The 20,690-nt window shown below is 66.3% G+C and carries 13 protein-coding genes; 3 read left to right on the forward strand and 10 right to left on the reverse strand.

Annotated elements, in window-relative coordinates:
- Position 1: 1 nt before the first annotated feature.
- Genes FHT32_RS23420 through surE form a run of 3 tightly spaced genes read right to left on the reverse strand, consistent with a single transcriptional unit; the run spans position 2 to position 2,461 of the window.
- A complete protein-coding gene (locus FHT32_RS23420) occupies positions 2–916 on the reverse strand; it encodes a peptidoglycan DD-metalloendopeptidase family protein (RefSeq protein WP_176667008.1) in 915 nt (304 codons plus the stop codon).
- An 11-nt stretch (positions 917–927) separates the two neighbouring features.
- A complete protein-coding gene (locus FHT32_RS23425) occupies positions 928–1,701 on the reverse strand; it encodes a protein-L-isoaspartate(D-aspartate) O-methyltransferase (protein WP_176667009.1) in 774 nt (257 codons plus the stop codon).
- A 1-nt stretch (position 1,702) separates the two neighbouring features.
- Complete coding sequence (gene surE / locus FHT32_RS23430) at positions 1,703–2,461, reverse strand: 5'/3'-nucleotidase SurE (RefSeq protein ID WP_019655892.1); 759 nt, start codon at positions 2,459–2,461, stop codon at positions 1,703–1,705.
- Between the two features lie 127 nt (positions 2,462–2,588).
- Between surE and FHT32_RS23435 the strand changes: the two genes are divergently transcribed.
- The gene (locus tag FHT32_RS23435) at positions 2,589–3,575 is read left to right on the forward strand and encodes an NADPH:quinone oxidoreductase family protein (protein WP_176667010.1); all 987 of its coding nucleotides are present in this window, start codon (positions 2,589–2,591) and stop codon (positions 3,573–3,575) included.
- A gap of 92 nt (positions 3,576–3,667) precedes the next feature.
- Here the strand turns inward: FHT32_RS23435 and FHT32_RS23440 are convergent, their stop codons facing one another.
- Positions 3,668–4,012, reverse strand: a complete 345-nt coding sequence (locus FHT32_RS23440; protein WP_176667011.1) for an H-NS family nucleoid-associated regulatory protein — start codon at positions 4,010–4,012, stop codon at positions 3,668–3,670.
- A gap of 462 nt (positions 4,013–4,474) precedes the next feature.
- On the opposite strand from FHT32_RS23440, the gene FHT32_RS23445 reads away from it, so the two are divergent.
- Positions 4,475–4,771 carry a hypothetical protein gene (locus tag FHT32_RS23445; RefSeq protein WP_176667012.1) on the forward strand — a complete coding sequence of 99 codons (297 nt, stop codon included), beginning with the start codon at positions 4,475–4,477 and terminating at the stop codon, positions 4,769–4,771.
- A 102-nt stretch (positions 4,772–4,873) separates the two neighbouring features.
- Positions 4,874–5,398 (forward strand): nucleoside 2-deoxyribosyltransferase, encoded by a 525-nt coding sequence (locus FHT32_RS23450; RefSeq protein ID WP_176667013.1) that lies wholly within the window; start codon positions 4,874–4,876, stop codon positions 5,396–5,398.
- A gap of 3 nt (positions 5,399–5,401) precedes the next feature.
- Here the strand turns inward: FHT32_RS23450 and FHT32_RS23455 are convergent, their stop codons facing one another.
- From FHT32_RS23455 to FHT32_RS23485, 6 genes are all read right to left on the reverse strand, one after another.
- Positions 5,402–5,923 carry a DUF2514 family protein gene (locus FHT32_RS23455; RefSeq protein WP_176667014.1) on the reverse strand — a complete coding sequence of 174 codons (522 nt, stop codon included), beginning with the start codon at positions 5,921–5,923 and terminating at the stop codon, positions 5,402–5,404.
- An 8-nt stretch (positions 5,924–5,931) separates the two neighbouring features.
- Positions 5,932–6,492, reverse strand: a complete 561-nt coding sequence (locus FHT32_RS23460) for a glycoside hydrolase family protein (RefSeq protein ID WP_176667015.1) — start codon at positions 6,490–6,492, stop codon at positions 5,932–5,934.
- Positions 6,492–6,803 carry a hypothetical protein gene (locus FHT32_RS23465; protein WP_176667016.1) on the reverse strand — a complete coding sequence of 104 codons (312 nt, stop codon included), beginning with the start codon at positions 6,801–6,803 and terminating at the stop codon, positions 6,492–6,494. The genes FHT32_RS23460 and FHT32_RS23465 overlap by 1 nt, the downstream gene beginning before the upstream one ends.
- Positions 6,804–6,854: 51 nt before the next feature.
- A complete protein-coding gene (locus FHT32_RS34825; RefSeq protein WP_218088388.1) occupies positions 6,855–19,958 on the reverse strand; it encodes a PLxRFG domain-containing protein in 13,104 nt (4,367 codons plus the stop codon).
- Between the two features lie 111 nt (positions 19,959–20,069).
- Entirely contained in the window at positions 20,070–20,390 is a 321-nt protein-coding gene (locus tag FHT32_RS23480) for a HigA family addiction module antitoxin (RefSeq protein ID WP_176667017.1), read from the reverse strand.
- 11 nt (positions 20,391–20,401) lie between these two features.
- A complete protein-coding gene (locus FHT32_RS23485; RefSeq protein ID WP_176667018.1) occupies positions 20,402–20,680 on the reverse strand; it encodes a type II toxin-antitoxin system RelE/ParE family toxin in 279 nt (92 codons plus the stop codon).
- Positions 20,681–20,690 lie beyond the last annotated feature (10 nt).

Consider the following 20,690-nt stretch of genomic DNA (forward strand, 5'->3'; position numbering starts at 1 on the left):
ATCACCGGCTGGGCAGGTAGCGCGAGGGATCGACGGGCTTGCCCTGGCGGCGGATCTCGAAATGCAGCTTCACGCGATCTGCATCGCTGTTGCCCATTTCGGCGATCTTCTGGCCCTTCTGAACCGACTGGTCTTCCTTCACGAGCAGCGCCTGGTTGTGCGCATACGCCGTGAGGTAGGTGTTGTTGTGCTTCAGGATGATCAGGTTGCCGTAGCCGCGCAGGCCCGCGCCCGCATAGACCACACGGCCATCGGCGGCAGCCAGCACGGGATCGCCCGCCTTGCCGCTGATGTCGTAGCCCTTGTTCTTGGCCTCGTCGAAGCCTGCGATCAGCGAACCGCTCGCGGGCCAGATCCATCCGAGGTCTTCGTCACCCGAACCGCCGCTGCCGGGACTGGCCGGCGAAGCCGTGACCGGCGGCGGCTTGGTCGCGCCGCTGGACGTCGAAGGCACCACCACGGGCTGCGGCGTTACCGGCTTCGTGACGGCACCGTCGGGAGAAGAAGCGCCGGGCGCCGATGCCGCGGGAGCCGCCGCAACGGCAGTTCCCGAGCCGGCGGGCGGAATCACGCGCAGCACCTGGCCGACTTCGATCAGGTCCGGGTTGTCGAGGTTGTTCCAGCGGACGATATCCTGCCAGCGCTGGCCGGTCTCGATGCCGATGCGGCGGATGGTGTCGCCGGGGCGCACGGCGTAGTAGCCGGGCTTGCCATAGTTCTCGATGCCGGCAAGCGGCTTGCCATTGGCGTCGGTAGTGATGGGCGGGCCGCCGGGCACGGTCGCGCCTGGCGCGCGCGTCATGGTGCCGCGGTCTTCGACTGGTGCCGGCCCGCGAGGTGTGGAACAGCCCGCGATCACGAGCACAAAGGCCAACGTGACGCCAGCGAACCAACTCCGATTGCCAAAACCCTGCATTTGTTATTCCTTCAAGCGATTCCGGATTTTAGGGGGACAAAGTGAACGGCCTCAAGAATGAGCCGCTCCAGTCCGCGGGGGGTCTTGTCGATGACGACGAGGGCCTGGCCACCCTTCGCGGAATGGGTCGGCGCGACGATGCGTCCACCCACCGCGAGTTGCTCGATCCATGCCTGCGGCACCGCCTCGCCGCCTGCCGCGGCGATGATGCCGGCATAGGGCGCGCCCTTGGCGTAGCCGATCATCCCGTCGCCCAATATCAGGTGCACGGTCGCGAGCCGGAAATGCCTCAGATTGGCCCGGGCCCGCTCGTGCAGGCCGCGCAGGCGCTCGATGCTGTAGACCTCGGTCGCCACGTGATTCAGCACGGCCGCCTGGTAGCCGCAGCCCGTGCCGATCTCGAGCACCCGGCCCAGCTTGGCCTCGGGCTTTCCCACGAGGGCGGGAGCGCCCATCAGCAGCTCGATCATGCGGGCCACCACGTTGGGCTTGGAAATGGTCTGCCCCAGGCCGATCGGCAGGCTGGTGTCTTCGTAGGCCTGGTTGACCAGGGCGCTGTCGACGAAGCGATGCCGCTCCACGGCGCCCATTGCGCGCAGCACACGGGCATCGGAAATACCCTGCGCCGCCAGCTTCTGCACCATGCGCGCGCGCACGGCGTCGGAGGCCATCGAGGGCGTGGACGCCACCACGGGCTTGACCGGCGCGGCAGGCATGCGCCCGCGCGTGGCGGCCGAGGCGGTGGGTGTCAGGCGAACGGGGAAACCGGGCCGCTGCGTGGCCATGTCAGTTGCCGAGACGGGCCACCGTCTCGCGCCATTGGCCAAGGTTGGCGTGGTCTGTCAGGTCGATCTGCAAGGGCGTCAGCGCGATGTGGCCGGCCGCGGTGGCGTGGAAGTCGGTGCCTTCGCCGCTGTCCTTGGCGCCGCCGGCACCGGCGATCCAGTACATGGTCTCGCCGCGCGGGCTGTCCTGCGTGATCACCTTCTCCGCCGCATGGCGCCGGCCGAGCCGGCAGACCTTGACGGGCTTCAGCTCGTCGAAAGGCAGATTCGGCACGTTCACATTCAGCAGGAAAGCGCCGCCTTCATGCATGCGCTCGCGCTCGATCTGCTGCACAAGCCGCCGCGCCACCTGGGCCGCGGCATCCACGTGCGCCCAGCCCTTTTCGATCTGCGAGAAGGCAATGGCCGGAATGCCGAACAGGTAGGCTTCCATTGCCGCGCCCACGGTGCCCGAATAGATGGTGTCGTCACCCATGTTGGCACCATTGTTGATGCCGGAAACCACCAGGTCGGGCCGATAGTCGAGCAGGCCCTTGAGCGCGATGTGCACGCAGTCGGCCGGCGTGCCGGTCACATAGCGGAAACCGTTGTGCGCCTCGCGCACGTAGAGCGGCGCCGCCAGGGTCAGCGCGTTCGACTTGGCGCTGTTGTTGTGCTCGGGTGCGACCACCTCGACTTCGGCGATGTCCTTGAGTGCGTCGTGCAGAGCGACGATGCCCGGCGCCTGGAAGCCGTCGTCGTTGGAAATAAGTATCTTCATGGTGCTTCTGGATGCACCGGATTGTAGGCTTCGGGTGCGTCGCAGCAGGGACAAGGCCACCCCGCCGCGGCCCCTATCATCGCCCGCTTCATTGCCCCAACATTACCTGTCTGAAGGAGACCCTGGCATGCACGCATGGCTTTGCGAGAACCCCGTTGGCGTCGACGCGCTGACCTGGAAGGAATTGCCCACCCCCACGCCCGGGCCGGGCCAGGTGCTCATCGAGATCAAGGCGGCCAGCCTGAATTTCCCCGATCTGCTGATCGTGCAGAACAAATACCAGATGAAGCCGCCGCTGCCCTTCGTGCCCGGCTCCGAGTACGCGGGCGTCGTCCAGGCGGTCGGCGAAGGCGTGACGCACCTCAAGGTGGGACAGAACGTGGCCTGCCTTTCCGGCACCGGCGGCTTCGGCACCCATACGCTGGCGCCAGCGGCCCTGTGCATGCCGCTGCCGGAAGGCTTCGGTCATGTCGACGCGGCAGCCTTCATCATGATCTACGCCACTTCGTGGCACGCGCTGATGGACCGCGCACAGCTCAAGGCCGGCGAAACCGTGCTGGTGCTCGGTGCGGCGGGCGGGGTGGGCACTGCGGCCATCCAGATCGCCAAGGCCGCCGGAGCCAAGGTGATCGCGGCCGCCTCCACCGACGAGAAATGCGAGCTCTGCCGCTCCATTGGCGCTGACGCGACGATCAACTACACGACTCACGCACTGCCCAACGGTTTTCGCGACGCCATCAAGGCCGCCACCGACGGCAAGGGACCCGATGTCATTTACGACCCGGTAGGCGGCGATTTTGCGGATCCCGCCTTTCGCTCCATCGGGTGGCGCGGCCGTTATTTGGTCGTCGGTTTCGCATCGGGCCCGATTCCGTCCCTGCCATTGAATCTGATGCTGCTGAAAGGCGCCTCGCTCGTCGGCGTGTTCTGGGGCGATTTCGCGAAACGCGAGCCCAAGGCCAATGCGCAGATGATGGCGGAATTGGCACAGTGGTATGGCCAGGGAAAGATCAAACCGGTGATCGACAGCACGATGCCGATGGCGGAATTGAAGGCCGCGTACGCCCACATGGGTTCGCGCGGCGTCAAAGGAAAACTGGTGATGGTGAACTGAGCGCGCCGCGCCGTTTCATCTCCAGCGCCCAATAAAAAAGCCCGCTCATGCGGGCTTTTTTATTGGGCGCCTGCCCAGGGGAAACAGGGCACTTACTTGATCTCGTAATCGGAAAGCGACTTGCCCGCGGCCAATGCCTCGGTCACCCAGCGCGGCTTGCGGCCGCGGCCGCCAGACCAGGTTTCGCCGTTCGGGCTGCGATATTTAGCGGCCGCCTTGGCCGGCGCAGCAGTTGCGCTGCGCTTGGCGGAGCCCACGCGGCCGGTCAGCTTCAGGTCGGAAGCGGTCAAACCATATTCGGCAATCTTCCTGCGCAACTCCTCGATCACACCAGCGCGCTCCTGGTTGCGCAGGTCTTCGGCCTGCTTGCGCAATTGCGCAATCTGCTCGTCATGCTTCTTGATCTGGGAATTGATATCGGCGAGGGTCGAAGCCATTGTTGGACTCCTGGAATTGAAAACGGGGCGATTTTAATTCAGTTTACATTTGCCACAAGTGCCTTACCACGCGAAAAAATTGGCGGCGCATTGCATTAGTGCAACAACTCGCAACGTAAAGTGCACGCCGCGGTTGACGTCTTATATGCAGGCAGGATGGAAAAAGAGTCTTCGGCACGCAGGCAACAGGAGATGCGGCGGCCGGAAATGACAACGCCGGGACAAGCCCGGCGTCGAGATCCTTTGAACGCCGCTATTGCGCAATAGCGGCAAGGAGATATTTTTTGGGGTGGCTGATGGGACTCGAACCCACGACGACCAGAATCACAATCTGTGGCGTCGAGCCAACATCCATGCGGGTTGCGCGAGCGTCGGTGGGAATATTGTACACACCTCGCATGACGGTTCGGCGCGGCCCAGCGCTCCTCCGTTCCCGCGGATTGCCCGAGTTTTGGGGCCTCTATGAACGAAATTACCGAACACCGATACCTGGAGTCTCTACGCGATGAGGCTCAGCGAAGGTTTGCCAAAGACTTAGAGCGATGGGAGGCGTCAGGTGCGCGCCAAGTCGAAATGGTGTCTCCCAGTTTCAAGGTTGAGCGGCGCCGCGACGGGAAGATCGTTGGCGATGTGGAATACGTGCTCATCTTGCCCAACGAAAAAACCAAGACGCATTCCGCGACGCTGGTGTACTCCGAAGCGACCCCTTCGCAGGAAGGCGGCTGGTATCCGACATACGTCAGCTGGCACTTCAACTAATGAAATTGATGCGGTCTGGATTGCAAATGCCGTCGCGGCGCGTGAGCGAAAATTTTTAGCGCGCTTCCGGCAGAATCGGTCCCGCCCTTCTCCACGTTCACAATGACTCACCGTCCGCGCATCTATCTCGCCGGCCCTGATGTGTTCCGTCGCGACGCAAGGCAGCACTTTGCCCAGCTGAAAACTGTGTGCGACAAGCTGGGGCTGGAAGCGCTCCCCCCATCAGACGGAATGATCCCATCGGCTGTGAACGAAGCAGAGATCGCTCAACGGATCTATGAGATCAACATGGGGCTGCTCCAACAAGCAGATGGAGTTGTAGCCAACCTCGCACCCTTTCGCGGCGTGGAACCGGACTCGGGCACGGTTTTCGAGGTGGGCGTCGCTACAGCGCGAGGCCTTCCTGTCGTCGCCTATGGCGTGCCCCAAGGCAGCTACGCGGATCGGGTGAAAGCTAGCCAGCAAACAAGCCGCGAAGACCTGGGACCGCTTCGAGATGCCAATGATCTGATCGTTGAAGACCTCGGGCTCCCGTTGAACCTCATGCTCGCCTGCTCAGTGAAGTTCGCACCTTCCGCCGAAGAGGCGTTGCAGGCCATCGCCCGCGCCATCGCCTCCAAGCGCTAGTTTTCAGGGCGCTGTGGCGTCTGCTGCCCGCTCGCAGATGGTGCCAGCGGCGTGGGCAGCGTCAGCGAATCGCCCAAGCTCTCCAAGAGCTGCGCCACTCCGGCCGAGCAGGTCGGCAAGCAGATCGAGGGCGGCTTCGGCTGGCGGGCTTCCGCCGGCAGGGCCGGCCGCTGCGGTGGCTGCACGGACGGCGGCGCGATAGGAGGCGAGCTGGTCGCGCAGCAGGCGCTCAGCAGCACCAGCACGCTCAGCATCAACGCGCGCGGCAGCGATTTGATTTCGGCCATTTTGGGTGACTCCTTCCAGGCGTTCACGCCAAGTCTGTTCTTGGGTTCGAGCCGCGCGCTCCGCCTGGCGGCCAGACTCGGCGTTCGTAGCGCGCAGATCCGCCAGTTCCTTGCGCGCGGTGGCCGCGTCGGCGCGCGCACCTGCCGCGCGGGTGCGCTCGACGCCGGCCGTTGCCAGGGCGGCGACGAAGGCCAAGCCAAGAATCCACAGCAGGGGCGTTTTGAGGTCGGGCAGCATCGCCTCTCCTACTGGGCGGCGATGCAGGCGCTGTGCCGCGCCTGCTGCCGCAACCACACGCCTTTGCAGCCCTTCGGCCCCCAGTTTTGCGGCTGCTTGCAATCCCGGCCGGCCTGGAAGCGCCATCTGAGCAGCGCATCGCACGCCGCGCGCGGCCGCCCGGCGAGGAGCTCGCGCCGCATGCTGGAGCCCGACCAGTTGGGCATGCCGTACTGGCCCACGAAGTCCATGTAGAGGTCGAACTCGTCCTGCGTCAGGGTGACACCGGGCAAGGACGCGGCGAAGCGTCGCTCTTCGGAGCGGTTCAGGTTGCGCGCGAGCTCTTCAGCGCGTCGGCGGGTAATGGGTGGGTCGGCCAACGTCACGCGAGTGCCGTCTTCGTAGCGGGTCGAGCCGTGCCCGATGGTCGGCACGTCACCTTGCGTCGGAATGTAGGGGTGCAGTACTTCCACTCCGTCTCCGCGCACGGTGACCGGCCCGTCGCCCTCGTGGGCCTTCCAGGCGCCAAAGCCTGCGATAGACAGCGTGAGCGCTGCCACCGCGACGCGCACACGATTCGGGGCGGCCATCAGTCGCTCTCGGTGGGGCGGAGGGCCGCCCATTCACTCGGCGTGAGCACCAGGCGCGGCTTCGGCTTGATCCAGCCCATGCGCTCGAAAAACGGTCGCCAGAATTTCTTCCAGCAGAACTCGGCGAGGAGCGCGAGGGTATAGATGGCGGCTGCGGCGGACGCGATGTTCGGCCAGTTCAGCACGAACAGGTCGGAGAAGATTGAGGTCGCCTTCGAAGCGCTTTCCACTACCTGCGCCCCGGCGGCTGATGCGATTGCGGCCCCGGCCTTGATGGCCGGGGCACTGATGGTGGTCGGGTCTTCGTTCATGCCCGCATGATTCCGGGCACGCCCCTCACAGAGAAACCCTACAGGGGAGCGCTACAGATCGGCGCGCGTCCGCGCCAGGTCTTCCCGCATCTGGGCCCGCATCGCCCGCGGCGCGGTATCGGCGATCCGCTCATCCTTGGATTTGCGCATCTCGCGCACCCGACGCATCACGTCGGGGATGCGCACCAGCATCGGCTGCTCGAGGTTCTTCCGGTTCCATGCGGCCACCTGGTCGCGAGCATCCTGCACCTTCTGCTGATCGCCCTCGAAGATGCCTTGCGCCCACGTCGCTCGGATTTCCTGCGCGCGCAGGTTGTAGAAGGCCTTCGCGCCCTGGTTGATGCCGTTCGCTTCCTGGATGGTGGCAACGCTGTTGGGCTGGAAACCGATGGTCTTCAGCGCCGCCTCCAGCGTGTTCGTGTCCAGCACCTTGTAGCCCTTGGCGTCCCGGTACATCCCGGTCGCGGCCATATCAGCGCCCTTGGCCGCGTTGCGCACTGCTGCCGGCGACATTTCCAACAGCCCGGCCCCCACATCGCCCGTCAGCACGCTGCGGCCGCCGGAGAGGATGCGGCTGACGAAGTCACCGGCCGGGCCCGCGATCTCCAGCAGGTCGCGCGCGTGGCTGGTCTTCTCCAGCAAGAGACCGGTGCCCGGGATCAGGTTCCCCATCCCGAGGCGGCCCGACACATCCAGGGGTGCGCCAGGCAGGCCGCTCACGCCCTTGTCGACGAACTGCGCAATCGGCTTCGGCAGCAGGCTCTCCAGGAATTCCTGGCGGGCCTTCTTCGTCGAGAAGTTGTAGCCCAGCATCTGCGCCAGCGCGTCGACCGCATCCTCCAGGTCTTCCTCGAATGGCAGGCCGCCGGCGCCGCCCATCAGCATCAGCATGCCCAGCGCCAGCAGCGCGGCGCGCTTGCCCTCCGGCCCGCCTTGCGTGTACATGCGGTGCAGCAGCTCGAGGTAGGCGACGCTGTAGGTTTTGAAGGTCATCAGCGTGCCGCCCATGGCTCCGCGCCCCCACTCCATCTTGTTCGCCTTGCTGTAGAGGAACTGCGTTTCCGTGATCGCCTTCCGCGCGAATCCTGCCGGGTCTTCGATGCCCTGTGCCTTCGCAGTCCGATAGGCCGCGACGAAGGTGATGCGGCGGTTCACCTGTTCGGCGGCGCCGAAGAGCTTTCCCCATGCCAGCGACAGGCGCGACAGTGCGTTCTGGCCCATCGCGCGCAGCTCGCCGCCGCGCGTTCCATCGCCGGAGCGCAGCGAGCTCGCGCCGCGCGCCTGCGCCATCAACTGGTGCACCTCCTGCGGGCTCACGGTGCCCTCGTCCTCGGCGCGCTTGAGCGCGGCAGCGAGATCCGGCTCGTATTCGAAACCGCGCGTAGCGATGTTCTTCGCAGCCCGGCCGATCTGCGCAGCCGCCGCGCGCGCGCCGCCGTACTGGCTCAGCCACGGCATGGTCACGGCGATAGGCTGGGTCATGTTCACGAACGCCGACGCCACGGAGCCGCCCAGATACTGTGCGAACAGCAGCCCGCGCACTGCCTGCGCCTCCTCCTGCGGGTTCTTCACATAGTCGGCCAGGCGCACGGCAGCGTCTTTCAGTTCGCCCTGTTCCTTCGGGATGGCCTGCACCGCCTCGCCGAGGTCGCCCATGTGCAGGCCGGCGGCCGTCTGGCGCGCGTTCGAGTAGATGAAGGAGGCCAGCACGCGGCCCACGTCCTCGCTGAAGCCTGCGATGCCCTTGCGGTGGATCAGCCGGCGCATCGCGCTGCGGTTGGTCTTCGTCAGCCGCAGATATTCCTGGAAAGCTTGGTCTTGCGCACTGTCGCCGGTCGAGTCGAGACCGAGGGCATTGCCGAACAGCTCCAGCGTCTCGGGCGTCACGCCAGCGAAGAGCTTGAAGGCCTCCTCCGAGAGCGTGCCCTGGGTGACAGTGGCATCGCCGAACTCCTCCCGCATCTTCGTAGCCATGTTGTTGGCCTCGCGCGCCGTCTCGAACAGGCCGAAGTACTGCCGCTCGCCGGCAGCATCCACAACATCGACCGAGTAGCGCCCGAAGCGCGACAGCGGCGCATACCCGCGGGCCTGCAGGTCGCGCACCTTGTCGGCCCGGTCGATGATGCCGTTGGCGGTGTTCAGGATCTGCGTCGCGCGGTCAGGCTGCTCGTTGGCCAGTTGCACCAGGTGATCGCGCAGCAGCACGGCGGCCGCCTGCGCGTCTGGCGCATCCATCACCATGCCACGCATAACCTTGGCATCGTCGCCCACGAACCGCAGCATGTCGGCGCGCGCCATCGTGTCCAGGCTCCGGTCGGTCGTCTCGCGGAACTCGTGGTAGAGCGCGATCTGGTCGTCCGAGAGCTTGAACATCGAGCGCAGCTCCGCATCGGTCCAGACGACGCCCGGCTGCAGCATGCGTGACTCGAAGCGCGTGTTGATGGCCTTCTCATAGGACTCCAGGGGCATGCCCTGCCATGCCTTCAGCATGCGCTCATCGATCTGCCCGTTTCGCAGCAGGCGCTGCGCCTTTTGGTCGGCCGTCAGCTCTGCCGCGGCATCGATGAGCGACTGCACCGGTACCGGCTTGCCCTGTTCGTCTCGCGCCCAGGTCAGCGTGCCCTCGAAGACCGGCTTCGCCACCGCCGCGTTGTCAGCTGCCGCCACCGGTGCCTTCTTGATGTCGCGCCACGTCTCCAGCTTCGGCAGAAGCTTGGGTGCCAGTTCGGCCGCGTCGTTGGCGTAGAAGCTCACGTCGTCCACGAAGCCCTGCGCCGAATCGAACACCGCCTTGAAGGCCGGCGAGCGCTCCGCGAGGTTGTACATGGTGCCGACCGTCTTGTGCCACCACGACAGCTTGCCGGGCGCGTTAAAGGTCTTGTTGAGCTCGGCGGTGGCCTTCTTCGCGAAGTCCTGCACCGTGGATCGGCTGAACCGGATGTCCGGGTTGCCGCCGTCGAAGGCCCCGCTGTTGCCGATGGCCGACTTCACCTGGGTGGGCTCGAAGGCCACGATCTCTACCGAGCCATCCTCAGCCGTGAGGGTCACGCCGTCGTGCCCCATCGCGCGCAGGTTCGACGTGAACCGGTCCACCTGCGCCTGCGTCGCCCGCTTGAGCCGAGCCTTGATCTCCGGGGTGGCAACGTAGGGGTTCGTGACCGCGAAGTACAGGGGCATGACGCGCTGTCCGCCCTGGCCGCGCTTCGCGCCGGCGTAGTAGTTGGCGTCCGCCGCGTCGCTCGCACCGTAGACGCCGCGGCCGAGCCAGCCTACGTCTTTTCGGTTTGGATGCTCGGTATCGAAGGCGGCGAAGTCGTCGCGCGTGCCGTGGAAAAATACGAGCGGGCGGCCTTGCGCATCAACGGGTCCGAGTCGCCCAGGTGCGCCGCCATCTCGGCCGGGCCCACCGGCGGCAGCTCCGCCAGCAGTTCCTCCAGATCCTTGCGTGCCGCTTCGGGTGTCTTTGAGGCTTCCATCTTGCCCACTGTACCAGTGCCAGAAGTTCGCCACACCCTCGTCGTTGGTGGCGATGGGGGCATCCAGGCTGTTGGTCGAGGCGGGGCCCGCATCGCCACGGCTGAAGCGCAGCCCGTCGCCGGGCCCGCCGTCGGGGCCGCCCTGCTCAACGAAGCGCCGCGCCGGCAGGATGAAGTTGCGCACGATCTCGTCGTCCGTCATCCGCAGGTTGCTGAAGCCCGGCACGTGCTGGCGCAGCCAGGTCCGGATCGCAGCGATCGCACGGCGCACGAAGTGCAGCTCGGGGTGGGTCTGCGCCATTTCGGCCAAAACTTCCTCCGCCGCGGCGCGCCGGTCGAGCTTGTTGACACCTCGCAGCCCGTATTCCTCGATCTTCGCGTCCACGTCGGCGCGACGCATGGTGCCGATCTGGTTCAGCACGTCATCCAGCCCCTTGCCGAACTGGCCGCGCAGCCCGTGGTGGCCCAACACCTCGTGAAAGAGCACGCGCGCCGCGTCGTTGGCCGTGGGCAGCCGCGAGGCCATCAGATAGGCCTTGCCGCGATAGTAGAAGCCCTCGGGAGCGCCGCGCGCGCCGCCGCTGCGCTGTTTGAGGTCTGCGCGGCGGGCCGCCTCCGGAACGACCGGATCGCCCATGTCGAAGGCCACGATCACCTCAGGGCCGTTGCCCCAGCCCGCGCGAATCGCCTCCACGGTCTTGCTCACCGACGCTACAGCCTGTGCACGCGCCTCGGGCGAGTAGTTCGGCAGCAGCGCACGCATCGCCCTCGCCGCTTCGGGCGAGAGCATTTCGGTCCCATCCCGCCGGAACTGCGCATCGTCCGTCGGGCCGCCGAACTCCTCGAGCGCATCGCCGAATCCTTGCTCGGTGAGCTGCTGGCGCTGCTCAGCCATGGCCTTTTGCAGAGCGGGGCGCTGGTTCAGCGGGATGTCCGGTCCCTTGGCCACCAGCCGTCGCTGCACGCGGCGGTGGGCCTCGCGCGCTGCTTCCAGCTCCGTCGCCTGGGCGAACGGCTTGCCGGCCTGCTCGCGCAGTTGGACCGCCGATTGCTTCGCCCCAGCGATCTTGGCTTCCAGATCGGCGATGTGCGCCGGGAGGCGATTGACGTAGTTGCCGAAGCGCGTCAGGATGCCTGCCGCCGACGGCAGCACGTCCCGGGCCGGCCGGTAGGAGTCCAGGCCACCCGTGGGCGAGTTGAGCTCCACGTGGTCGGGGGTTCCTTCCAGCATGAAGGTCACGCCGCGGTACTGGAATTCCTCCTGCCCACCGCTCACGAACACACGGTCGATGCCGCGCTTGACGGCCTTGATCGCCGCTTCGCGGTCGGTGATCGTCTTCCCGGCGACGGTCAGGCCGGCGAACCCATCCTTGGGCACCGGGTTCGCTTCTGCTGCGGTCTGGAGCGCGCGGAACGTGTCCAGCTCCTTCGGGCCCCAGTCTTCCGCGAAGCGCTGCTGGTCGCGCGCTTGACGGACCATGGCCGCAGTTTCGTCAGCGTGGGAGGCCTGCAGAGACTCCAGCCGGCGCACGTCGTTGCGCAGCCGGGTTTCCTCCAGGATGAGCGGATCGCCTGATGCAGCGGCCTTCATGTCGGCCGCGTTGGCGGCCTCGCCCTCGATGTCGTCGATCTCGTTGAGCGTGCCATCGTACTTGCGCAGTTGCTCGATGCCGCGCGCCTTGTGCTCCAGGATCTGCCAGCGGCGGGTGTCGTAAGTCTGCTCGGTGGCGTAACGGTAGATCTCCACCTCGAAGCCGTCCGGGTCGCGTGCGTAGAGCGCGTTGCCGCGGCGGATGATGCGGCCCTCGCGCTGCTCCAGGTCGCTCGGCCGCCATGGCGCGTCGATGTGGTGCAGCCCCACGAGACGCTCCTGCACGTTGGTGCCGGCACCCATCTTCGGGGTGGAGCCGAGCAAGAAACGGATGTCGCCCCGATTCACCGCCTTGAACAGCTTGTCCTTCGCTGCGGGCGTGTTGTAGTCGTGGATGAACGCAATCTCGCGCTCCGGCACGCCGCGGGCCACCAGCTTGCCCTTGATGTCGTCGTAGACGGAGAACGCGGTGGCCCCCGACATGCCTGCGATGTCGGACAGCGAGATCGATTCGGTTTCCTCGGTGTCGATCTCGTTGGCGTTGTTGTAGTCGTCGATCTCGTCCTGCTGGAGGTCGCCGATGCGGTCGCGAGCGTCGATCCAGCGTTGACGGCGGCTGTCATCGTTCAGCGCCTGAGCCGCCCAGTCCGTCGCAATGCCCTTGGCTGGCAGGCCTGCGTGCACGCGCAGGCCGGTGGCCGCGTCGTAGATGGTGAAGGCCTTGGCATCCTTGCCCCCCTCCTTCACCACGAAGAACGGCAGGTCTTCGTGACCACGCACAGTGTGCATGGTGCCCTTCTTGTGCGCCAGCGCGCCATCTTCGCGCACGTAGACGCGCCGCTCCTTGCTTCCGAAGCCGCTGCGCGCCGACAGGGGCACCGAGAGGTCGCAGAAGACCAGTTGCGTTCCGCGGTCAGCCGCCCACTTCTGGTACGTGCCCAGCATGCGGTCGACGGCGAGGTTGATCTTCGAGCCCGCGAAGTCTGAAGCGGTCGGGTCGATCAGGCGGAAGTCCAAGCCCGCCTTGTTGGCCTGGCCGGTCAGCGACAGCGCGTTGACCTTTCCCTTCGTCTCCTTCGTCAGGCGCTTCAGGTCTGCGAACTGGCCGAGGATCGATTTCGGGTCCACCTTGATCTTGGGCGACAACGCCGCCTCGACCACCAGCAGCCTGGCATCCTCTTCAGTCTTCGCGGAGCCGATGAGCTGCCGAATTTCCTTCTCGTCCGGCTGCGGCACGCGGGTTTCGGCGCGCCAGCTGTTGCCGTCCTCGGCCTTCTCGACAACCGCGCGCTCGCCCGCGGCCGGGTTGAACCCGAACTGCACTCGCCCGCCCTGGATGTCCAGTTGGGGCACGCCCATGAAGTTGGCCACCTCCGGCGAGCGCTTCGCCACCACGTTGACCGGCCGGCCGCCGGCCACCTGCGGCACCGGGAACGTGCGGCCCCGGGCCTCCTCCTGCGCCTTCAGGTCGTCCAGCGTCACCGTGTCAGCGAAGGTCTGGTACATGCCCATCAGTGCAGGCAGGTTCTTGAACTTGGCGAACCGCGAGGCCTGTCGGTATCCCGTGCCCGACGGCGAAACCTCGTACAGCGACTCCACGCTGCCGAATTGCTTGGCCCAGGCGTCGAAGACGTGCAGGCCCTGCGCCTTGAGCGTCGGGTACTGCAGGAACCGCTGCATGTTGAACATTTCCACCAGGCTGTTGGAAACCGGCGTGCCGGTCGCCCCCATCAGCGGGGCCTTGTCGCCCAGCGCGTCGAAGAGGTACTGGGCCTTCACGAACAGGTCGAACGCCTTGTCCGATCCGCCCGGGTTGCCCATGCCCGGCACGCGCTCCATGGTGGAGTTGTAGAAGAGGTTCTTGAACTCGTGCAGCTCGTCGATGGCGAAGGCATCGACGCCGAGCTCATCGAACGTCACCACCTTGTCACGCTCCCCGAGGGCCTGTACGCGCTGCTTCATGCGCGCTTCCAGGCGGGCCTTGATGCTCTCCATGTCGCGCACGATGTTGCGGTCGCCGCGGGCGCGCTTCATCTCGCCGATGCTGTCGGCCAGCTCGGTAATCTGCTCTTCGAGCACCGCCTTTTCCGTCTCGGCCGGCAGAGCAATCCGCTTCAGGCTGGAGTGGCCGATGATGACGGCATCCCAGTCGCCGGTGACGATCTTGGAGAAGAACTTCTCCCGGTTGCCCTTGGTGAAGTCGTCCGGCGTGGCCGCCAGCACGTTGGCCGCCGGGTACAGGCGGGAGAACTCGCTGCGCCACTGCAGGGTCAGGTGGTTGGGCACCGTAACGATGGGCTTCCGAGCGATGCCGAGCCGACGCATTTCCATGATGGCAGCCACCACCTCGAAGGTCTTGCCCGCGCCGACGACGTGATCCAGCAGAATCTGGCGCTGCTGCAGGGCCCGCCAGACCGCATCCTTCTGGTGAGGCAGCAGCTCCATCGCGGGCGACATGCCCGGGAAGGTCATGTGCGAGCCGTCGAAGCGACGCACCACGATGCGGTTCATCTTGTCGTTGTAGATGCCTGCCACGCGGTCGGCGCGCTCGGGATCGCTCCACAGCCAGCGCTGCCACTCGGCCTTCATGGCGGTCTGCTTCTCGCGCGCCGCCTCTGTCTCTTTCTCGAGCACCACCGTGCGGGTACCGCCATTGGGGTCGCGGATGGTGTCCGTGACCACCACGCCCTGCCCCGCCATCGTGCGCATGAAGATGTTCTGCGCCGTCATCCGGCTGATGCCCCACTTCGCGGTGTTGAGGGCCGGGTTGGGCTGAGAGGTGTAGTCCACCAGCCACTGCCCGGTCGCTCGCAGGTAGGTGACGCGCGCATCCGCGCCAGTCACTTCCTTGGCGAACTGCTGGAACAGCTCCTGGGGAATGAAAGCGGCACCCATGGCCGCGTGGATTTCGCTCGGCCGCTTGTCGGCCGGGATGACCTTGCGCAAGGCTTCCACGTTGCGGCGCAGTGCCGGGTCATCGCGCGCCGCAGCCTCTGCTTCGGCCAACTTCGTCTTCACGTCGCCGGACAGGTATTCGTGGGCCATCACGAGCCCGTTCACCGGGTCGGCATATACCACGTCGCCCAGCTCCGAAACGATCTGGGCCGGCGGCTTGTCGTACAGCGTCGCCATGTAGTCGGCGTCCAGCCGCCCCTTGTAGTTCAGGCTGGCCAGCAGCGCGTCCTTGGCGTTGCTCACCTTGATGTTGTCCGCTGGCGGGAACATCACGCGGCGCGCGAAGATGTCGGCCTTGACCGCCTTGGGCGCGCGCGGCTCGATGTCCTCGCGCTCGGCCACCGCCTTGCTCACACCGCGGTCGTAGTCGAACTCCAGTGCCAGCACAAGGGCAGATTCGGTGTCGTCCAGAAAGATGCGGCGGTTGGTGGGATCGTTCAGGTAGCCGTACTTGCTCTGGAACCCGTCGTAGAGGCGGTTCAGTTCGCGGCGATGCTGCTCGATCTGCCCGTCGGTCGAGTCGGGGGATCGCTCCAGGCGCATCTGTGCGCGCAGCGCATCGCGCAACCCGACCATTCCCTTCATGCGCTCTGCCGCTTTCACATTGGGCGGCGTCCACGGCTCGGCCGTCCGGTTGCCCAGCGAATCAGGGCCGCGCATCAACACGCGGCCACTGTCGTCTACGTAGAACGAACCGACCTTCACGCCGTCGGGCACCACCACGTCGGCGGCCTCCTGCTCGTGCGTGCGCTCCACGGGCTGATAGAGGTCTTCCGGGAGCGCGTCGGCCCACGTCTTCAGCTGCTGCGCCAGGTCGCCGGAAGGTTCCACCGTGTATTCGCCCACGCGGTACATCGACCCTGCGGCCGTCGGCCTGCCGAGCACCGCGTCAGGGTTGCTCAGGAAGTAGCTGCTGACGTTGTGCTGCGTGGCTTCGCCCGTCTTCGGGTTGGCGAGGGTCTGCTGGCCGACCTTCACCCAGGCAGCGTCGCCCAGGCCGTTCGCACGCTCGGATTCAGTCTTCTTCTGGAACACCACGATGTCGGTCACCACGTCGGTGCCGGCGTTCGCCTTGAACGCGGTGTTCGGCAAGCGGACAGCCGCCACCAGGTTCGCGCGGTCCGCGATCCATTGGCGGGTCGCCTCGTTCTTGGCGTCGAGGAAGTTGTGCGACACCACCATCGCCAGCAAGCCACCGGGGCGCAGCTTGTCGATGCTCTTGGCGAAGAAGTAGTTGTGGATCGAGAAGCCCGAGTATGGCGAGCGGTCGTCATCCACGATGGGCTCGGACCCGAACGGCGGGTTGCCCACGGCCAGGTCGAAGTACTCGGCCGGCGCCTGGAAGTCCTGGAAGCCGGTGGCCTGCGCCACCTTCGCGCTGGGATACAGCGCGGCGGCGATCTGGCTGGTGATCGGGTCGAGCTCCACGCCGTGCAACTGCGAGCGCTTGCGCATGCTCGCGGGCATCAGCCCGAAGAAGTTGCCGGTACCCACAGCCGGTTCGAGCACGCGGCCTGCGGAGAATCCCATGCGCTCGAGCGCCTGGTAGATGCCATCGACCACCACCGGCGACGTGTAGTGCGCATTCAGCATCGATGCGCGGGCGGCCTTGTATTCAGCATCGGTCAGCAGTTCGCGCAGCTCGGCGAACTCCTTGGCCCACTGCTTGTTCTGGGGATCGAAGACACCCTTGAGCGCGCCCCAGCCGACATAGCGCGCGATCTGCTTGCGTTCCTCGGGCGTGGCCTTGCGGCTCTCGCCGGCCAGCGCCTTGAGGATGCGGATGGCCGCAATGTTGTCGCGGTACTTCTTGGTGAGCCCGCCCTTGCCGATGTCCTCGGCATCCAGGGTGTGGTCGCTGGGCTGATCGAGCTCGGGCTTCGGCGATGCCTGGGCGGTCGCCGGGTCGGCTACAGCGTCGGCGGGCTGTCGCTCAGACCGTACATCTCCGCTATCTCGTGGCGCGCTAGGTGCCGGTTCCCCGGATCGCTGTACGCCCTGCGCTCGGCCTCCTCCTGCTCCTTCAGCGCCGGCAGAAACTCGTTCGCCTCGATCAGCGCTTTCACCCGCTTCGGCCACCCGAGCATCCACCGGTTGGCGATCTCGGTCGCCAGCGCCGGCATCGCGCGCATCGCCTCCTTGATCGGCGGCGGGTAGTCGTTCGGTCTGTACAGCTCCTGCATTTCGTCCATTTTCGTCTCCTGGGGTAGAAGCGGCAATCGGGCCGGCCGCCGAGGCGCGAGCTCGCGATTGGGCCTCCTTCCATGCAGCGGTGTAGTTGAAGGTCAGGTGCTTGAACCCGTTCACCTGCACCTGCCCATCTTTCGTGAACGGTGCCCCGCCCGCATCCAGCGTGAAGGTGTTGCCCTGGTAGATGCCGCCCATCGGACGGGATGCCCGTGGATTGCGGCCGAGGTACCAATCGAAGTACGACGCCACTGCGGTGCGCGCCGTCTCCATGGTGGTCGCACGCGGTGCGGCTGCGGCGCCGCGGGTCAGGGTCGGCGACAGCGGTTTCTTGAACCGCCCCGAGGCCAAGCCAGCCTTGAAGTCGTCCACAGACATGGCGGTGACCGGCCCGACCTTCCAGTCCGCGTCGTAGCTGCCCTTGTATGCGGCCACGGCCTCCGCTTCGCTGTTGAAGCCGAAGAGGGCCTTCGCCTCGTCGTAGGTACCGTCCGCGTTGATCTGGTCCACCACATAGACCGTCGGCGCAGACGCCGCGTCCGGGCCGACGAACACGTCCACGTGGTCGCCGTCAGCAGCCTCGGAGCCCTTCACATAGCCGTAGTGCGCGGCCATCGTGTTGCTCCATTCGGTGCCGTTCGGCGACGTGCCGCGGCGCGTGCTGCCCTGCGGGTTCTCCACGCTGATGCGCAGGCCCTGCACCTCGTCGCCAGACAAGTGGCCCATCTTGTAGTTGCCGGCCTCCTTCTGGGCCTGGCTGGGCTCGGGCAGGTCGTTTTGCGGGCTGGTCGCGGCTTCGTTCGCCGCGGCGTCGACCGGCGCTGCCGCTTCCGGCCGACGGGCGGCGCTGCCCTGCTCGCGCTCGATCTGCGCGATGTCGTTGTCGATATCGCGCCGCAGAGGCGTGCCAGGCACAGCCTCGGCGCGCCGGCGGCGCAGGTCCGCCAGTTGATCGGCCGGCGCAGCGGCTTGCGGCTGCGCAGCTTGTGCCGGCTGGGCGTCCTTGGCCTGCACAATGAAGCGCCGGTTGTCCGCCACCACCTCGTGCGTGTCCGCGATTCCTGACGTGTCCACGAAGGATTGCGCCTTGTCGCGGGACAGGAACCATGCGCGCCCCTCTTCCACCCGGCGAATCGCCTTCTCGCGCTTCGCGTTCGGGACTGCCGGTGCTGCCGGCGTGGGTGTCAGCGCTGCTGCGGTTGCGACTGGCGCTGCTGCAGTCGCTTCTGCTCCTGCCGACGCTTGTTGCGCGACTGCTTGCTGGGCTTGATCGGCTTGAGTGCCAAGGGTTTCTCCTTTGGGTTGCGGTGCGGATTCGGGCGGGGCGCGGCGGTCGCGTGCTTGCGCGATGCCCTCCTGCACGCTGTTGGGGGCGGTCGGTGCCGCGGGCGCGAAGGCAGCAAGTTCGGCTCGGGCGCTGTCGCGCTCGGCGATCAGGCGCTGATCCCAGCCGTTCGACGCGGCCTGTTGGCGCACGAACTCCAACCGTGCGCGCAGTTCGGCCTCCCGGTCCTGCGGCTGCTCGGAGATCTCTCCGGTTTCGGCATTGACCTTCGCCACAGGCGCAGCGGCGGGTGCCGGCGAAGCAGCAGCCTGCTTCGTGCCCTTGCCATCGGCAGCCTCCGCTTGAGCGGCGAGCTGGGCCGCCGCGTTCATCACGTCGTGTGCGCCACCATCCACCGCCAGCGCGGCGGCGGTGGACAGCGGACCTGCAGCGGGGTCCAGCCCCATCGCTTCGGAGGGACGCACGGACTTCGCTTCATCAGCGAGCGCGAGGTTGCCCGTGCTGAACTCGCGCGCGCCTGGTGCCGGCGCCTCGAAGTCCACGCCATCGGTAGGAGCCGTGGGCATCACATCGAGCGGAGGCCGGCTGGCCGGGTCGCGCGGATCGAACGTGCGCTGCACGCTGGCCAGGCCGCCCGCAACGGCGGGCAGTTCGCTCGCCACAGCAGTAGACGGGGCCTCGGTCGCCGGCAGCAGCGAGAGCTGTTCGCCTGGCACTCGCTCTGCGCCACCGGGCTCAGCCGGGTTCGGAGCATGCTGGCCGGTGGCACCGTGCAGCAGCGCCGCGCCGCCGCCCATGGCGCCGCCCGCGAGCAAGCCCGCGGCGGCGGCCTTGCCGACACCCTCTCCGACGGGCTTGTCCAGCGCGAGGTTCTGCAGCGCCTGCTCGGACATCGACTGCGGCAGCTCTTCAAGCACGCCCTCGGAGAGCATGCCGGCGCCGACCTGGCGTGCGAGTGAGCGCTGCGAGGCGGGCCCGGCGCCATGGATTGCGCCCTGCGCCAGCATCGTGTCGGCATCGCCGATGCCGAGGCGCTGCGCGAGGCGGCCGCCGAGCGCTCCGAAGCCGGCAGTAGCGGCGCCGGTGGCAGCGGACAGGGCCGCCTGCTTCGGGGTGAGCAACCCGTCTTGCGTCTCTTGGCGGATCTGCTCGGCCTGCGAGCCGGCACCCAGCACGCCTTCGCCGATGGCACCAGCTATGGCGGGTGCCACCTTGGGCGCCAGCTTCAGCAACCCGCGCGCGACGCCTGCGCCACCGAGCATTTGCGGAATCGACTCGCCCACGCTGGTCGCGATGGTGCTGGGGTTCTCCAGCATGGTCTTGGCCGTGTCGACGAAGCCGTCGGCCGCCTGCACCTTGCGGTTGGCGGCCTTCTGGGCATCGGAGTACTGGTCGTCGAGGAACTTCTGCGTCTCCTCGAAGCCAACACCGGCTTGCTCCAGGGCTTTGCCGGCCCGACCGCCGGTCACAATGCCGGCCAAGCCGACGACGCTCTGCGGCAAGCCGACCGCGCCCTTAAGCGCCGTGACCCCGACATCCTTTGCGGTGCCGAGCACGGTGCGCTTCGCATCGGGCGCATCGAGCTCACCCGAAAACGGGGTCAGGTTGTGGGGTGGGGTATCGAGTTGCCCGTCGAAGGGCTTAAGGGTTTCGCCAGCCATTGCGCCAGTCTTCCGACCAGCCTGTGCGGCGTCGAACCCTACGGGGGGCTACCTACTGCACCAATGAAAACGGCCCCAGAGGGGCCGTTTATCAGTCACAGAGAAGTGGGCTCAAGCAGCAAGTGCAAAGTGCTCGTCTTCCGCAGCCGCTACTTCGACCTTCTTGATCTTGACCTTGTGTGCCTTCTTGGCTTCCCACAAATCGTAGTCCGCCTGCATACGCACCCAAGTCCCAGCGTCACCGCCAAGCCACGCGGCCAGACGGAGTGCCATCTCAGCACTGATCGCCGCGTGCTCATTCAGCACACGCGACAGAGCCGGACGCGAAATCTTCAGCTGGAGCGCCGCATCGGTCACGCTCAGCCCAAGCGCCGGTAGAACATCCTCTCGAAGAATCGAACCAGGATGCGGGGGGTTAAACATGAGAGCCATCTCAATTCCTTTCAGTGGTAGTCCTGGTAATCGACCAGGATTGCGTCTCCACCCTCAAAGCTGTAGGTCAAGCGCCAGTTTCCATTGACTGATACTGCCCAATGCCCCTCAAGGTCGTCGCTCAGTGGATGCCACCCAAACCCTGGTAGGTTCATGGCCTCTGGATTCGCTGCTGCATTCAACACAGCCAAAAGACGGCCGAGTTTTTTGGCATGGTGGGGCTGAATGCCCTTCTTGCTGCCCGTAAGGTAGAACTCTTCGAGCCCCTTGTGGCGCCACGTTCTTATCATGCGTTAATTG

The sequence above is a fragment of the Variovorax sp. SG517 genome, from assembly GCF_013376045.1.
Classification (GTDB): domain Bacteria; phylum Pseudomonadota; class Gammaproteobacteria; order Burkholderiales; family Burkholderiaceae_C; genus Variovorax.

Excerpts from the sequence above, each read along its gene's own strand:
- FHT32_RS23420 (WP_176667008.1), bottom strand. The coding sequence starts at position 916 with ATGCAGGGTTTTGGCAATCGGAGTTGGTTCGCTGGCGTCACGTTGGCC.
- FHT32_RS23425 (WP_176667009.1), bottom strand. The coding sequence starts at position 1,701 with ATGGCCACGCAGCGGCCCGGTTTCCCCGTTCGCCTGACACCCACCGCC.
- surE (WP_019655892.1), bottom strand. The coding sequence starts at position 2,461 with ATGAAGATACTTATTTCCAACGACGACGGCTTCCAGGCGCCGGGCATC.
- FHT32_RS23435 (WP_176667010.1), top strand. The coding sequence starts at position 2,589 with ATGCACGCATGGCTTTGCGAGAACCCCGTTGGCGTCGACGCGCTGACC.
- FHT32_RS23440 (WP_176667011.1), bottom strand. The coding sequence starts at position 4,012 with ATGGCTTCGACCCTCGCCGATATCAATTCCCAGATCAAGAAGCATGAC.
- FHT32_RS23445 (WP_176667012.1), top strand. The coding sequence starts at position 4,475 with ATGAACGAAATTACCGAACACCGATACCTGGAGTCTCTACGCGATGAG.
- FHT32_RS23450 (WP_176667013.1), top strand. The coding sequence starts at position 4,874 with ATGACTCACCGTCCGCGCATCTATCTCGCCGGCCCTGATGTGTTCCGT.
- FHT32_RS23455 (WP_176667014.1), bottom strand. The coding sequence starts at position 5,923 with ATGCTGCCCGACCTCAAAACGCCCCTGCTGTGGATTCTTGGCTTGGCC.
- FHT32_RS23460 (WP_176667015.1), bottom strand. The coding sequence starts at position 6,492 with ATGGCCGCCCCGAATCGTGTGCGCGTCGCGGTGGCAGCGCTCACGCTG.
- FHT32_RS23465 (WP_176667016.1), bottom strand. The coding sequence starts at position 6,803 with ATGAACGAAGACCCGACCACCATCAGTGCCCCGGCCATCAAGGCCGGG.
- FHT32_RS34825 (WP_218088388.1), bottom strand. The coding sequence starts at position 19,958 with ATGGCTGGCGAAACCCTTAAGCCCTTCGACGGGCAACTCGATACCCCA.
- FHT32_RS23480 (WP_176667017.1), bottom strand. The coding sequence starts at position 20,390 with ATGGCTCTCATGTTTAACCCCCCGCATCCTGGTTCGATTCTTCGAGAG.
- FHT32_RS23485 (WP_176667018.1), bottom strand. The coding sequence starts at position 20,680 with ATGATAAGAACGTGGCGCCACAAGGGGCTCGAAGAGTTCTACCTTACG.